We start from the raw sequence: 15,614 nt of genomic DNA on the forward strand, positions 1-15,614 counted from the left end.
ATTAACATCTTCATATAGAAAGGAAATCACATGAAACGAATCATTGTCGGCCTCACTGGCGCAAGTGGTAGTATACTTGCATATAGTGTCATCGAGCAACTTTTAGCTTTAGGACACGAAGTGCATTTTGTCACTTCAAAACTAGGCGAAAAAGTGATGGCTTACGAAATGGAAGATCATTTTGAAAAAATAATTGGAAAGTTTATGTCTAGTCCACTTTTTATAAAGTATGATCAAGAAAATTTATTTGCTGCGATCTCCAGCGGTTCATTTCCTATAGATGGTATGTGCATCGTTCCTTGTAGCATGGGCACAATGGGCAAAATTGCCGGTGGGATTGCCGACTCACTGATTTGTCGCGCCGCTGACGTCACATTAAAAGAAAAAAGGCCACTGGTTCTCGTCACGAGAGAAACACCACTTAGCGGCATCCATCTGGAAAATATGCTGAAATTAACAAGGTACGGTGCTGTGATTATGCCGCCTGTTCCAGCCTTTTATAATAGACCCAAAACAGTAAAAGATATTGTGGATCAAACAGCTGCTAGGGTCCTAAGAACACTTGGTATTCAATCAGATACCTATCCTATTTGGAGCGGCAATCTTACTGAACTTGGCCCTTTAGGTGGATTCGATGAGTAATCTAAAACCGATTGTCACATTTGAAAACATCCACATTAACTATGATCAGGAAGAAGTGATTACTTCACTTGACTTAACCTTCGAAAAAGGCCGTGCTTATACCATCATTGGTCCCTCTGGCTGTGGTAAAACCACTTTGCTCTACACCCTTGCTGGGCTAAATAAGCCCTCTAAAGGTAAAATTGTATTTAACTCAGATGTAACTAAAGACCATATTGCCATGGTATTACAAGAGTATGGCCTGTTTCCTTGGAAAACCGTATGGGAAAACATGCTCCTTGGATTGACCATCAGGGCGGGGCGCATTTCAGATGATCAAGGTCAAAGCGCACGAAAACTAGCGGATGATCTTGGACTTACACCACATCTGTGCAAGTATCCTCATCAGCTTAGTGGCGGTCAAAAGCAAAGAGTCGCAATTGCGAGAGCATGGCTTTTATCTCCTGAAATCTTACTCATGGATGAACCGTTCTCTGCACTTGATACGATTACCAGAGAGACGCTTCAAAATGCGATTCTCTCGTTAAACAAATCCAAAGCGTTAACTTGGATTACAGTGACCCATAATATAGAAGAAGCTGTTTTTCTCGGTTCAGAGATACTGCTCATGTCTTCAAAAGGCGGACAAATTCTAAACCGTTTTGCAAATCCTTATTTTGGTGATCTTTCGCTTAGAGAAAAACCTGAGTTTTATGCACTATGTGTTGAGATTAGAAAAGCCATGCAGGAGGTGTTTAATGAAGCGTAACCTCTATGCATTATCGATTATCACTTTATTTTGGTATTTTCTGCATTTATTTGTCAATCCAAGGCTCATACCTGCACCACATAGCGCTGTTTTACTCATGATTCAAGAGTTTCCTTTGATCATGCACCATGCGAGTCTAAGTCTTTATCGAATTTTAGTTGCTATTTTTGCAACACTACTCATTGGTGTGCCACTTGGAATTCTCATTGCAACGCACCCACGTATCGATCGACTTATCTCACCGATTATTTACGCGCTGTATCCTGTGCCTAAAATTGCATTTTTACCACTTTTGATGTTATTTTTCGGTTTAGGTGATTTATCAAAGATCATCTTAGTGGGACTCATCATTATTTTTCAAATTTTAGTCAGCACAAGAGATGGTGTAAAGTCAATCAATCAAAGTTATTTCACTTCCATGCGAACACTGAGGGCAACAAAAAAGCAGGTATATCAGCATCTGATAATACCCGCTATTATCCCCAATCTCTTAACATCGCTAAGAGTGAGCATCGGTACGTCTATCTCTGTTTTATTTTTCGCAGAAAATTTTGCCACACGCTATGGTATCGGTTACTTTATCATGGACAGTTGGCTCAAACTAGACTATACCAGCATGTTTGCAGGTATAGTAGTCATCAGCCTCATGGGCGTTCTTTTATTTAGTAGCATCGATTTTTTAGAAAAAAGACTATGCCGTTGGCAAGAACGATAATGTTTCGTCAAGGGCATCAAGCATTAATTTTATATCTATTTCTTCGATAACTAGCGGGGGTTGAAAAGCAAGAACGTTTCTGTAAAGGCCATTCTTGCCAATAATGAACCCTCGCTTTTTCATCTCTTCTAGGATCAAATCAACGGTAGCACCACTGTCTATATCCAGTACTGCACCTAACATCAGTCCCATCCCTCTGATCTCTTTAATTAGGCTATGTTTTGACTTAAGTGTTTCAAGACCATCTTTCAAAATAGCACCTAGTAAAGTTGTTCGTTTACACAGATTATGTGCTTTTATATAATCAAGTACAGCTAGTCCAGCTGTCGCCGAGACTGGATTACCACCAAGTGTAGAAGCTGAAGGCTTGTTAAACGAAAGTGCAACTTCAGGTTTAGCACTAAAAGCACCTATAGGGATGCCATTGCCTAAAGCTTTTGCATAGGTGATGATATCTGGCACAACGCCAAACTGTTCAATTGCAAAGTAAGAACCCGTTCTAGCAAATCCCGTTTGCACTTCGTCTACGATCAACAATACATCATGTTTTTTTAATAGCTTTTCTAGTTTTATGAAGAAATCACCCGCAGGAGTATTCATACCGCCATTTCCTTGAATAGGTTCGACGATTAAAGCGGCGATCTCTGTGCTGTGCGCCTCTAGTATCTCTTCTACATCTTTTAGTGCAAGTTCACAAGCTGCTTCACTTGTCATCCCCACTTGCGTAAAGCATCTTGCAAAGTATACATCTGGTTCTAAAAAAGGATCGATTCGCCACATGGGTATACCTGTGACACTCATGGTCAGATGCGAACGTCCATGAAGTCCTCCTTCAAAAGCGATAAACCCTTTCTTGCCAGTATGCATCCTTGCAAGTAATAGTGCGCCTTCATTGGCTTCTGTTCCGCTATTACAGAAAAAAGTAGATTTGATATCTCCTGGTAGTACCTCTGAAAGCGCCTTCGCTAGTTCTACCATGGGCTGCGTCAAATATATAATAGAGGTATGCTGAAGAAGTTCGAGCTGTGCATGTACCGCTTTTAAGATATCTGGATTGCTATGACCACAATTTAATACCGTAACCCCTGCAAAGAAATCTGTGTACTGTTTCCCAACTTGATCATAAAGGTACTGCATCTTTCCCTTTACTATATGGGGTGGCTTTTTATAAAAATGCATCGTATTTGGGTAAAAATAGTTTGCTTTTAAAGCTATGATTTCATCAGGCGACATATGACGCTCTTGATGCTCTTGATGCTCTTGATGCTCTTGATACTCATGATTGTTTTGCTTCATTTGTTGATTTGACGGGTTCATTTTTACCTCCTAAAAACGTATAGCACCTAAAGTTACCAAGTGGCTCTTTCCTAAACTTCCAAGACTATCCATACCACATACTTCTCTATGGATCACTGCTTTATGCGCTTTAATAATAGCTCTTAGCGCATCTGGTGTATCGTTTTGAGCTTCTATTCTAATCCGAGCACCGGAAAGTCGGTCAGCAATTGGCAGCAAAGTATAATGTTTTTGCATAAGTAAATGTGTTTTTCCGTGAACATCTCGTTTGACCACATACTTACCACCTTCATTTTCATAGACAAGTGTATCATCAGTTGATACATTTTGAGCTTCATAAAGATCATGCGACATATACATAGTCGAAAGTCTGCCGTGTGTAATCACTTCGCAAGGGACACCTGAATCTAGTAATGCTTTTAGTTCTTTTGCCGGTAGTTCTATTGATGGTGTTATCATTTCAACATCTTGATCTAAATAAAACTGGGCAGCAGTTCGGTTAAAAATATTCAGCGAAAAATCTCCCACCATTTTATAGTCTTTACCTGCAAAAGCCTTAGCCACGCCTAGGTTGGTGATCAGCAATCCTTCCACTTTTCCGCCTGAATTTTCTATTTTTTCAAGCCAAACTTTATACTTTTCAAATTGAAGTTCATCCATCATTCTAGGAAGTGCTATAAATAATTCAGTCTCATTTTTAACACTAGAAATCTCTATGATATCTTCTATCGTAAAAGGGTGCTTCGGTTCAAAAATATCGGATGCAAGATAGATACGATCTACACCTTCTTCTAGTGCAACTCTAACTTGGTCCATATCTTCAACTCTAACCGATAGCTTTTCACGGTTTACTTCTTGCCTATCAAATACAGATATCAGCTGGTCTACTTGATGTTGTTCTACTTTTGATTCCTCCGTTGGTGTACTAAACATCTTACCAGTGCTGTAAAACTTACCTGTCCCTTCATACCTTTCATTGATATTAGAGAGTCCCGGTGTACCAAATGCATAGGCTGTGGAAAGATCTCTTTTTCTATGCTCATAAATCCATGCTTCTTGTGCTTTATAATCATAACCTATTGGATCCTCAATATATCGATCAATTACATCCCCATATCGGTTGATTAAATCTACGATAAACTCTTTTTCTCTCATTCTACCTTCAATTTTAAAAGAAGTTATACCCGAGTGGATCATCTCAGGAAGGTGAGCGATCATAGACATGTCTTTTACAGCAAGAGGATAAGCACGATTACCCTCAAAATCAAACCACCAACGGCATGGTTTGAGACATTTTCCTCTATTACTACTCATCCCAAAAAGCATGGAACTATAGTAACACTGCGCACCATGTGCAACACACATATCTCCATGTGTGAAGTATTCAAATTCCATTTGAGAATTTTGGTGAAAGAAAGAAGCTTCTGCAAGTGTCGTTTCTCTTGATAAAACCACACGATTTACACCTTTCTCTTTTAAAGCGTGAATCGTCTCAAGATTGTGTACATTCATCATAACTGATGCATGAATTTCTATTCCTAAATTCAACTTATGCGCTCGACTAAGCACTGCCATATCTTGAACAATAATGCCGGTTGGTTTAATTTCATCAAGAAACAAAAGATAAGCATCCAGCGCTTCTAAATCGTCTTCATCTAATAAATTGTTTACCGTTATATAGGTAGCTTTGTTCCTCTCACGAGCAAGGTCAACAGCTAATTTTAGTTCTTCATCCGTAAAGTTAAACCCTTTTCTAATCATACGCATATTCATACGTTGACCACCAAAATAGATGGCATCACATTTGCTCTCTACTATCCCTTTAAAAATTTCATAATTGCCTGCAGGTGCAAGTAATTCAATTTTTTTACCATTAAAAAACCTCATAATATCTCCTCAAAAAAAAATCTTTCTATAATATATGCACCTAAATGTATAGGTTTAATGATATGTCGCGTCTATTATTTTACACCTCAAAATCATATTACACAACCTTCCTTTGGTATTGACTTTCACGTTAAATGGCGGTAAAATATAATTGAACATATGAGCAAGTATTCATATGTTCGACACTATAATTATATAGAGGTATTATTATATGGAAAAAATAACACTAAATCTAGAGGGCCTGGGATGTGCTAATTGTGCTGCTAAAATTGAATCGCGTGCAAAGAATATATCAGGCATTGATAATGTGGTTTTAGACTTTTCAAGGTCAAAACTGACATTTGAAAATAAAGATTCAAATGTAGATTTAACAATTGATGAAATAAAAAACATCGTCAAATCACTTGAACCAGATGTCGTGGTCTCACTTCGATCTGAAGGGAAACCAGAACAAAAAAATATAACTAACGCTGCCATGCATAGTCATCAGACAATGGCACGCGGCATTGGTCATAATCAGAAAAACTTAATTCGATTGATCATTAGTTTGGTTCTATTTACAGTTGGCATACTAGGCAAGAATATGCCCTATGTAGAGTTTGTAGCACTTGCAATGGCCTATATTTTGTCAGGTCATAAAGTGCTTTATAAATCCTTTAGAAACATCTTGCGTGGCGATATATTTGATGAGAATTTTCTTATGTCTATAGCTACTTTTGGTGCTATCGCTATAGGTGAATATCCTGAAGCGGTAGCCGTTATGATTTTCTATGAGATTGGGGAATATTTTCAAGATCTTGCTGTCAATCGTTCTAAACATGCTATTAGTTCATTACTTGACATAAGACCTGATGAAGCTTCTGTACTTAGAGGTAATTTCTGGATGAATGTATCACCAGAAGAAGTTCAAATTGATGAAATCATCATGGTTAAACCCGGTGAACGTGTGCCACTAGATGGTATTATCGTTGAAGGAGGTAGTAACCTAGATACTTCTGCACTTACTGGCGAATCAATCCCTGAGTACTTTGCACTTGGTGATGCTGTACTCAGTGGTAGTGTCGTAGTCAATGGGATCATAAAATTAAAAGTAACTTCAGTATATGCAGAATCCACAGTCGCTAGAATTTTAGCATTAGTAGAAAATGCAACTTCTAATAAAGCGCCTACTGAAAATTTCATCACAAAGTTTGCAAGATATTACACACCAATAGTTGTTTTCTTTGCAATTGGCCTGGTGGTAATTCCTTCATTTATCTTTGGCTTTGATACTTTTGATACATGGCTTTATCGAGGACTGATCTTCCTAGTCATCTCATGTCCATGTGCACTTGTTGTCTCAGTTCCTTTGGGCTTTTTTAGTGGCATAGGTAATGCATCTAAAAATGGTATTCTCATAAAGGGAAGTAACTATTTAGAAGCACTAAGTCATGTAGATACCATCGTCTTTGATAAAACTGGAACACTAACCGAAGGGGCTTTTGAAGTTTATCAAACGCACCTACCAGATGAACAAGTTGATAATAATACACTTATAAAACTTGCAACTTTAGCTGAATATCACTCAAACCACCCTGTTGCTAAATCAATTATTCAATTTTCAAACCATCAAGTCAATCTCGATGACATTATAGCTCTTGAAGAGGTTAGTGGTAAAGGTGTGATTGTGAAATCGAAAATGGGATTAATTATTGCGGGTAATAAAAGTCTAATGCATGATCAAAGTATTATAATTCCCGAAATTTTATCCCCCTATACTCATATCTACATTGCACTTGATGGGAAATATATTGGCGCTTTTGATATCAGAGACAAGGTTAAAAAAGATGCACATGAGACAATTAAGCGCTTAAAAACCTTGGGATACCGTGTGCTCATGTTAACAGGCGATCGAAAAGAAGCTGCCCATGCAGTTGCAACATCACTAGATATTGATACTGTTTATAGTGAACTACTACCTGAAGATAAATATGAAAAAGTCATTTCACTTATACATGATGGTGCAAATGTGGCATTTGTGGGTGATGGCATCAATGATGCACCCGTACTTGCAAGTGCAAATATCGGGATATCTATGGGAGCAATTGGAAGCGATGCCGCTATAGAGGCTTCTGATGTTGTGCTTATGACTGATGAACCTTCAAAAATACCTCAAGCAATTCAGATTTCAAAAATAACAAAAAAAATCGTTACACAAAACATTGTTTTTGCACTCGGCACTAAACTTCTGATCATGGCGCTTGGAACTGTTGGTTTAAGCTCCATGTGGATGGCTATTTTCGCTGATGTTGGCGTTACACTCATTGCAGTTTTAAATTCAACTAGGGTTTTAAGATATAAACCAAAACCTTTATAACGTTTCAAAAAACACCTTATTTTTTACAAGCAATCTCACAAACTAAACTTTCAACATGACCTATTTAGCCATTTTACGGACTTCCCATAAAATGGCTTTTCTTTTTTTGTTTCGTAATTGCACCTGTTTTGTTTAATATATTAAACTTATTATAGTCGAAAATTGACATGTTAAAAAAAAATAAAAAAACCATTCAAACCACTAGTAATTATGTGAGTTTGTGCTATAATTGTACTTGTGCTAAAAACAGTATTAGTATACTTATTAGTTAATATTTTAAGTATTATCATGCATTTTACACTGACTAATTATCTTGATTTAAGGAGGCTTACCTTGAAAGGTTATAAAAAAATTAAACTTCACGGTTTTAACAACTTAACTAAAACATTGAGCTTTAATATCTACGATATTTGCTATACGCGTTCAGCTGAGGACAGACAAAAGTATATAGAATATATCGATGAACAATACAACTCTGAACGTCTTACTAATATATTACAAGATGTTACGAAAATGATCGGCGCTCATGTTTTAAATGTTGCAAAACAAGATTATGAACCACAGGGAGCTAGTGTTACTATCCTTATTTCTGAAGAGGAACTCCCAGATGAAGCACTAGATGCTTCTTGTAACAAAGGTGTTCTCGTAAATGTCCCACAGCATGTTGTTGGACATCTCGATAAAAGTCATTTAACTGTCCACACTTATCCAGAGTACCATCCTGATAATGGACTGAGTACTTTTAGAGTAGACATTGATGTTTCGACCTGCGGACAGATTTCTCCACTTAAAGCACTTAATTATCTTATCGATAGTTTTGATTCGGACATTATTACTATTGATTATCGCGTTCGAGGATTTACAAGAGATGCAACGGGTCAAAAATTGTTCATCGATCACAATATCAATTCTATTCAGAACTACATTGCAAAAAGAACACTTAATAAATATCAGCTTATAGATGTCAATGTTTACCAAGAAAATATATTCCACACAAAAATGATGCTTAAAGACTTTGAGATGAACAATTACCTTTTCGAAGTAAATAAAGATGATCTTACTCCAAAAGAGCAACGCGAGATCATGACTAAACTCAAAAAAGAAATGACTGAAATATACTATGGCAGAAATATTGGTAAAGCTTAGTGCTTTTACTAATTTAAAAGTCGTCTTAATAACCTTTATCTATCCGGAAGGAGGCGAATGATGTTAGATCATTCTAAAACCCCCGTTTTTACTGCGATGAAAGAATATCGCGCGAAAAACGTCATTCCATTTGATGTTCCTGGTCATAAGCATGGTCGCGGCCTAAGAGAATACGCTGAGTACTTTGGTGAGGCAATGCTTGAACTTGACGTCAACTCTATGAAGCCACTAGACTTTTTAGGTAATCCTATCAGTGTCATTAAAGAGGCAGAAGATTTACTTGCTGATGCATTTGGTGCTGATAGAGGTTATTTTATCGTAAGTGGAACTTCATTTGCAGTACAAGTAATGATTATGACTGCTGTTAGCGAGGGTGATAAAATTATTTTACCTCGAAACGTGCATAAATCTGCTATTAATTCTTTGATCCTTTGCGGTGCAACTCCAGTTTACATGAGCCCAGAAATCGATGAAGAAATGGGTGTATCTCATAACGTGACTTTAGAAGCTCTTAAAAAGGCTTACAATGAACATCCAGATGCAAAAGCTGCTTTTATCATCAACCCCACTTATTACGGTGCGGTATGTGATCTAAAGACAATTGTTGATTTCTGTCATGAAAAAAACATGCTTGTGTTAGTAGACGAAGCACATGGGACACACTTTCATTTTAACGATAAATTTCCACTTAGCGGTATGCAAGCTGGTGCTGATATGTCTTCTGTCAGTCTTCATAAAACAGGTGGCTCTTTGACACAAAGCTCAGCTCTTTTAGTCAATACTACCTCAATTGATGGTAGATATGTGCGTAAAGTCATCAATATGATGCAAACCACAAGTCCATCCTACCTGCTTATGGGATCTCTTGATGTCGCTAGAAAGATGTTAGCACTGGAAGGCGAACGCATATTAAACCATATTATAGAAGTTTCTGAGTATGCACGTAAAAAAATCAATGCTATTCCCGGCTGTTATTCTATTGGCATGGAATCCCAAGGAAAACCTGGTATCTTTGGCTTTGACCCTACCAAACTCAGTGTTACAACGCGTGACATGGGGCTTAATGGGATGGAACTTTACGATATTCTACGCGATGAATACAACATACAGATGGAAACAGGTGACGTTTATAACTCACTTGCAATCTTAAGTGTTGGTGATGATTATGACAATATCGATGCATTGATCGCTGCGCTTGAAGATATCAGCAAACGTTTTCAAAATAGCCGCCTTGACTATAAAAAAATCGACTTACACTATCCAAATGTTATCATCTCACCTAGAGATGCATTTTATGCAGAAAAAGAGATGGTTGCTCTTGAAGAGACATTAGGTAGAATCAGTGGCGAATCTTTGATGAGTTACCCTCCAGGCATACCTGTGGTAAGTTATGGCGAGCGCATCAACGAATCTGTAATTGAGCAAATCAAACTTTTTAAAGCGTCGCACGGTGTCATTACTGGCATGGAAGATCCAAGTGCCGACTTTATAAAAGTCATAAAAGAATAAAACCATCAGCCAATTGTTGTTCAGATGATTGGCTGAACCTATGAAGGGTTATAATTAGAAATAGAAGAAATAGATACACAATCATATATTAAATAACTTGCGGCTTAATTTAGCCATAAATAATGGAGGTCACTATGGAACTTTGGTATACCGAGAAACACACTGATACAGTAGATTTTTCAATAAAAGTAAAAAAGCACATTTATTCTGAAGAAAGCCCATTCCAAACGATTGATTTTTTTGAATCTGAAGAATTTGGTACATTCTTTACTTTAGACGGTTTAATGATGGTTAACGAGAAAGATGAATTTGTTTACCACGATATGATTACACACGTGGCGATGGCAACTAACCCTTCAATCAAACGCGTACTGGTTATCGGTGGCGGTGATGGTGGTACAGTTAGAGAATTAACACGTTACAAACACCTTGAAAAAATTGACATGGTTGAAATTGATGAGATGGTGGTTCGTGCATGCGAAAAATACCTTCCGATTACTGCTTGCAAACTCCACGATCCAAGGGTTTCTCTTTATTTTGAAGATGGACTTGCTTTTATCCATGGAAAAGTAAATGAATATGATTTGATATTAGTAGATAGCACAGATCCAATTGGACCTGGTGAAGGTTTATTTTCAGAAGCATTTTACAAAGATTGCTATACTGCTCTTGCTGATAACGGCATCCTTATCAATCAACACGAGAGCCCTTACTATCCAAACTACGCACGTGAGATGAAAAGATCACATTCTAAAATCGAGAAGATATTCCCAATAAGTAAAGTATATCAATTCCACATGCCAACGTATCCATCAGGTCACTGGTTATTTGGTTTTGCATCTAAGACACTTGATCCTATCGCTGATTTTGATCCTAAAGCTTGGGAGGCTTTTGGTCTAGAAACTAAATACTACAATACAGAGTTACACACTGGCTGTTTTGCACTTCCTACTTTTGTTAAAAAACTTTTAAAGGAGTAATCCATGCATTCAAATATTCATACGTTTATTGGTTGTGACTGTGCTTTTGATGATGCTCAGATCGTTATCTTTGGCGCACCATTTGACTCGACTACTTCTTTTAGACCTGGAACGCGTTTTGCTGCGGACTACATCCGCATGGACTCTTTCGGTCTTGAGACTTACAGCCCATATCTTGACAAAGATCTAAGTGATTATCACCTCACTGATATTGGCAATCTAGATCTGCCTTTTGGTAACGCGGCCAAATCATTGGAGCTCATTGAAGAAACAGCTACTGAGATACTAAAAGCAGATAAGATCCCTTTTTTAATCGGTGGAGAGCACTTGGTTTCACTTGGTACAATTAGAGCTGCTTATAAAAAACATCCAAACCTTAAGCTCATACACTTCGACGCACATACAGATCTTAGAGAAGATTATATGGGCGAACCCTTATCACATGCGGCTGTTATTAGACGTGCGTGGGACTTTATGGGTGATGGCAACATCTCACAGTTTTGTATCCGATCAGGTGAAAAAGCTGAGTTTGAATGGGCTAAAGCACATACACATCTTGAAAAATTTAGCTACGAGACGCTTGCTTCAGTGGTTGAATCTATCGAAGAAGGGACACCTGTGTATGTCACTATTGACCTTGATGTATTTGATCCTTCTATCTTCTCTGGTACAGGTACACCGGAACCAGGTGGTATCTTTTTCGGTGATATGATCAAGATCTTAAAGACCCTTAGCCCGCTTAACATTATCGGTGCTGATGTGGTAGAACTTTCACCTCATTATGATCAAACAGGTGTTAGTACTGCAACAGCTTGTAAAGTCATTAGAGAATTTATGCTTACAATTTTATAATATGAGACAAAATAAATCCTGCTTTCTTTTGTATTTTGAGATACATAAGAGAGCAGGATTTTATTTTGAAAATTTTAGTTTATTGTCTTAAATCTATTATAAAGGTGTTACTCGTTTTATTCGTTTTATTCGTGTTCTCCGAGATTATCAAAATCATTTTTAGTAATTACCTTGCCAAAGTAGATGCATACACCATATACAACAACTGCGATTGCAATCGATACAAGTAAGTTAAGTCTCATTGGTAATCTACCATTTAAAACTGCAAATACACCTTTTGCAGAGAGAATCATCACAATATTAGCTAAAAGTGTTAATAGTCCTTTTTTAACAAATTCCCTCGAAGGTTTAACTGCCTTATAAACATAGAATAAGTTAAGCCCAGCTGCAACAAGATATGCCAATAATGTAGAATATGCTGCACCATCTATATTGATGGTTTCAATCCCTATCAAAATATAAGCTGAGATAACTTTTACGACAGCTCCGATGAAAAGGTGAAGTACTGGTCTTTTATATTGATTGATGCCTTGCAAAATACTCGTCGTTGCTATAAACACTGAGAAAAACACAATGGATAATCCCATAATTGATAGTACAGAGGCCGCATCAACTGCTATATCAACTTTTGTCGGATATAAAAAGAGTAGTATTTGCTCTGAGAATCCCCAAATGCCAAGCCCCATAGGTAGACCTAGAACGATAGATAAAAGCACGCCTAGGTTAACTTGATGCTTGAGTGACGCACTCTTTTGTGTAAAGCTCTTTGTAATCATAGGTAATAAACTTACTTCGAGTGCTGCGAAAACTGCTTGTGCAATGTTTATAATTGGACTTGAATAGAACGATATATATGAGTAGAGCACTGCTGCTTGGTCCACTAGGCCGATATCTCTTAGACGCCACACAACAACTGTGCCATCAATTATTTGCAGTAGCGGCATAATAGACGCCCCAATAGCGATAGGGATTAGTATTGTGAAGATTTTCTTTGATACGCCTTTAAAATCAGATATCATCTTTTGATGATCTTTATAATATTTTCTATGACGACTGATGGAATAACCCCAGCTTATAATCGCACCAAATAACGCGCCCGATGTACCAGCAGCTGCTACATAGCCATCTCCTATCGCCATACCCGACACCATCACAACCATGCCTAGCCCTAAAAAGACACGTCCGAGTTGTTCAAGAAGCTGTGAGATTCCATACAGTTCTAGACGCTGTGTTCCTTGAAAGAAACCTCTATATGCGGCATTTTGCGCTACAAAGAATGAAGCGATTCCTAGCACATAAAACGAATACTTACTTTCTGGATAACCAAGAGCATTGGATATAATTCCCGAGAACCCTATCAGGAGAACCATGGTGATTAAACCAAATAGCTGCATCAGTCTTCGAGATACATTTAAGACATCATCTTGAAGCTTTCGATTATCTGTAGCAATGGCTTCAGCGGTTAATTTTGCAATAACAGCTGGTATAGACGTTGAAGAAATAACAATCAGTATATTGTACCAAGGATAAGCCAAAGAATAGTAAGCCACAGCATCTTCTGACATAAAGACCGCAAGTGGTACTCTATAAATTGCTCCTATTAATTTAATTAGTAATCCTATCAAACCAAGTATACCCAGATTTTTAGCAAATTTATTTTTCATATGACCTCATTTTTCCTTTATAATCTACATAGCTTCTGAAAACATTCATTTTATATTTTTATGTTAAACAATTAAAGGCTCACAGCATCTCGCTTATAAGCCTTTTATCATTATACTGGATATTTCGCTATTTTAAAAGCGGCATAACATTTATTTTTGAGGGCGTTTTGTCTCTAAGATCCATTCTTTTAAACTCACTAAATCTTCTTTAAATATGACGATAATAACCAGTATAAAGTGCCTGTGTAGATAGAGGAAACGCCTTGTAGTCTTTATAAATTTAAGAATTTCTTGTACAGGTAATTTTAATGTAGTATAGAGTAATGTAATCACCGATGTTATAGTTGATGCTTTGACACCTATATCTATGGCTTTTCTACGTGAATCTTTATGTGTAGGGCTCGCTTCAACTAAATCATCAAAAGTCATCCCAAAGGGTTTAAGTTTTAATGATAAATCCTCTATCTCCATACGCAATTCTTCGTCACTTGAAGGTCTTGCTATCAAATCCTCATTTAACGCTTCTTGTCCATAGTGTTTTTTTTGACTTCTATGATAATCAATCAACTTATTTCGAATCACTGTAGTTGCATAGGTTTCAAATTTACTTTGGCCGGCTTCATAAGTATCAATCGCCGAGTTAAACGCTTCGAGCGCTACGCTATATTCTTCATCGTTTTCAACAGAGAGATAGCGTCCCAATATTTTGGAAGTCGTGTAAACAACAAATGGTATATGTTCAGCAATAAACTGTTCACGCTTTTCAGTTATAGTTTTCGCTTCAATAATGGTTGTATCTTGCATAACAATCCCTCCGCTACTATTATACCACTATGAAAGGAATCTAAAAAAAGTCATTCTTGTTACAAGAAAAAAAACGCTTTCGCGTTTATAAGAATGTTGCTTCAACCTCATCCATTGGCGTATCTTGAAAAGAACACGCCAGTGAACACAGATTGTAAGGGGATTATTTTATTAATTACTTTTTAAATACGATTTTCTAGATTACAAAATGTTCATGTCCTACAGTGACAAAACCCATAACAGTACTAAAAAATTCAATTGGTTTTTCATACATCGAAGCATGTCCACAATGTTTAATCACAACAAATCGGCTGTTTTTGATTTCTTGATGGATCTGTTCCTGACATGATAAAGGCGTTATGATATCCTCATCAGCACCTATGATCAATGTGGGGATGTTGATTACATTAATTTGGTCTCTCACGTCATGGGTTTCTGCACTAATCACTAACCTTATAAAACCTTCATACCATTTTTCATCAAATACTTTATCAAATAATTTTTCTCTTGCATCTAACCACGCCACTCTTGATTCATAAAATTCTGATGAATAAATCGGTGGAATGGTTGCTTTGAAAAATTGTTTGCCATCATAGGTTTTCGCTGAGTAGATCCACGAATCTCCTATCGCTTTAAGTTGCTGGTTGGTGTATGCAGTGGTATTCGCAAGTACTAATTTTGATAGCATCTGCTGATACTTCACCGCAAACTTCATTGCAACTTCTCCACCATAAGAAATCCCCATAAGTGTCACCTGCTTAAGGTCAAGTGCTGTGAGAAGTTCTTTCACAAGTTCTACTTGTAAATCCTGTGTATATGTCGTTTCAAGATATTCAGACTTTCCTTGATCATAAAAATCAAGTAAAACTACTTTAAACTGTTTGCTGAGCATACCCATAAATGGTTGCCAGCTTGCGCTACTCATCATTATGCCATTTAAAATAACCAGTGAAGTTTCCCCTTCACCGTGTACTTCATAGTAGGCTTTATTATGGTTAACCTCTATAAAAGACAT

13 protein-coding genes are annotated in these 15,614 nt (G+C 37.2%); 8 read left to right on the top strand and 5 right to left on the bottom strand.

Features of this window, described 5'->3' with window-relative positions; translation table 11 throughout:
* Nucleotides 1-30: 30 nt before the first annotated feature.
* Genes QE109_RS07185 through QE109_RS07195 form a run of 3 tightly spaced genes read left to right on the top strand, consistent with a single transcriptional unit; the run spans nt 31 to nt 2,105 of the window.
* Nucleotides 31-642, top strand: coding sequence for a UbiX family flavin prenyltransferase (locus QE109_RS07185; RefSeq protein WP_281093754.1), 612 nt, complete (start codon nt 31-33; stop codon nt 640-642).
* Nucleotides 635-1,390, top strand: a complete 756-nt coding sequence (locus QE109_RS07190; protein ID WP_281093755.1) for an ABC transporter ATP-binding protein — start codon at nt 635-637, stop codon at nt 1,388-1,390. Before QE109_RS07185 ends, QE109_RS07190 begins: the two co-directional genes overlap by 8 nt.
* Nucleotides 1,380-2,105 (top strand): ABC transporter permease, encoded by a 726-nt coding sequence (locus QE109_RS07195; protein ID WP_281093756.1) that lies wholly within the window; start codon nt 1,380-1,382, stop codon nt 2,103-2,105. Before QE109_RS07190 ends, QE109_RS07195 begins: the two co-directional genes overlap by 11 nt.
* Here QE109_RS07195 and QE109_RS07200 read toward each other — a convergent pair.
* Nucleotides 2,082-3,422, bottom strand: a complete 1,341-nt coding sequence (locus QE109_RS07200; RefSeq protein ID WP_281093757.1) for an aspartate aminotransferase family protein — start codon at nt 3,420-3,422, stop codon at nt 2,082-2,084. The genes QE109_RS07195 and QE109_RS07200 overlap by 24 nt on opposite strands.
* Nucleotides 3,423-3,431: 9 nt before the next feature.
* Nucleotides 3,432-5,288 carry a U32 family peptidase gene (locus QE109_RS07205; protein ID WP_281093758.1) on the bottom strand — a complete coding sequence of 619 codons (1,857 nt, stop codon included), beginning with the start codon at nt 5,286-5,288 and terminating at the stop codon, nt 3,432-3,434.
* 211 nt (nt 5,289-5,499) lie between these two features.
* On the opposite strand from QE109_RS07205, the gene QE109_RS07210 reads away from it, so the two are divergent.
* The 5 genes from QE109_RS07210 (at nt 5,500) to speB (ending at nt 12,131) form a co-directional block, all read left to right on the top strand.
* A complete protein-coding gene (locus QE109_RS07210) occupies nt 5,500-7,644 on the top strand; it encodes a heavy metal translocating P-type ATPase (RefSeq protein WP_281093759.1) in 2,145 nt (714 codons plus the stop codon).
* Nucleotides 7,645-7,977: 333 nt separating this feature from the next.
* Entirely contained in the window at nt 7,978-8,790 is an 813-nt protein-coding gene (speD, locus tag QE109_RS07215; RefSeq protein WP_425365113.1) for an adenosylmethionine decarboxylase, read from the top strand.
* A gap of 60 nt (nt 8,791-8,850) precedes the next feature.
* On the top strand, nt 8,851-10,299 hold the full coding sequence (locus QE109_RS07220) for an aminotransferase class I/II-fold pyridoxal phosphate-dependent enzyme (RefSeq protein ID WP_342637119.1): 1,449 nt from the start codon (nt 8,851-8,853) through the stop codon (nt 10,297-10,299).
* Nucleotides 10,300-10,433: 134 nt separating this feature from the next.
* Nucleotides 10,434-11,279 carry a polyamine aminopropyltransferase gene (gene speE, locus QE109_RS07225; protein WP_281093762.1) on the top strand — a complete coding sequence of 282 codons (846 nt, stop codon included), beginning with the start codon at nt 10,434-10,436 and terminating at the stop codon, nt 11,277-11,279.
* 3 nt (nt 11,280-11,282) lie between these two features.
* Nucleotides 11,283-12,131, top strand: a complete 849-nt coding sequence (speB, locus tag QE109_RS07230; protein ID WP_281093763.1) for an agmatinase — start codon at nt 11,283-11,285, stop codon at nt 12,129-12,131.
* A 125-nt stretch (nt 12,132-12,256) separates the two neighbouring features.
* Here speB and QE109_RS07235 read toward each other — a convergent pair whose 3' ends face one another.
* The 3 genes from QE109_RS07235 to QE109_RS07245 all read right to left on the bottom strand — a co-directional run bounded on the left by QE109_RS07235 (nt 12,257) and on the right by QE109_RS07245 (nt 15,614).
* Nucleotides 12,257-13,795, bottom strand: a complete 1,539-nt coding sequence (locus QE109_RS07235; RefSeq protein WP_281093764.1) for a putative polysaccharide biosynthesis protein — start codon at nt 13,793-13,795, stop codon at nt 12,257-12,259.
* A gap of 150 nt (nt 13,796-13,945) precedes the next feature.
* On the bottom strand, nt 13,946-14,599 hold the full coding sequence (locus QE109_RS07240) for a sigma-70 family RNA polymerase sigma factor (protein ID WP_281093765.1): 654 nt from the start codon (nt 14,597-14,599) through the stop codon (nt 13,946-13,948).
* A 196-nt stretch (nt 14,600-14,795) separates the two neighbouring features.
* Nucleotides 14,796-15,614: an alpha/beta fold hydrolase gene (locus QE109_RS07245; protein WP_281093766.1), complete on the bottom strand. Its 819-nt coding sequence runs from the start codon at nt 15,612-15,614 to the stop codon at nt 14,796-14,798.

The organism is Fusibacter bizertensis (genome assembly GCF_029914245.1).
Taxonomy (GTDB): domain Bacteria; phylum Bacillota; class Clostridia; order Peptostreptococcales; family Acidaminobacteraceae; genus Fusibacter_C; species Fusibacter_C bizertensis.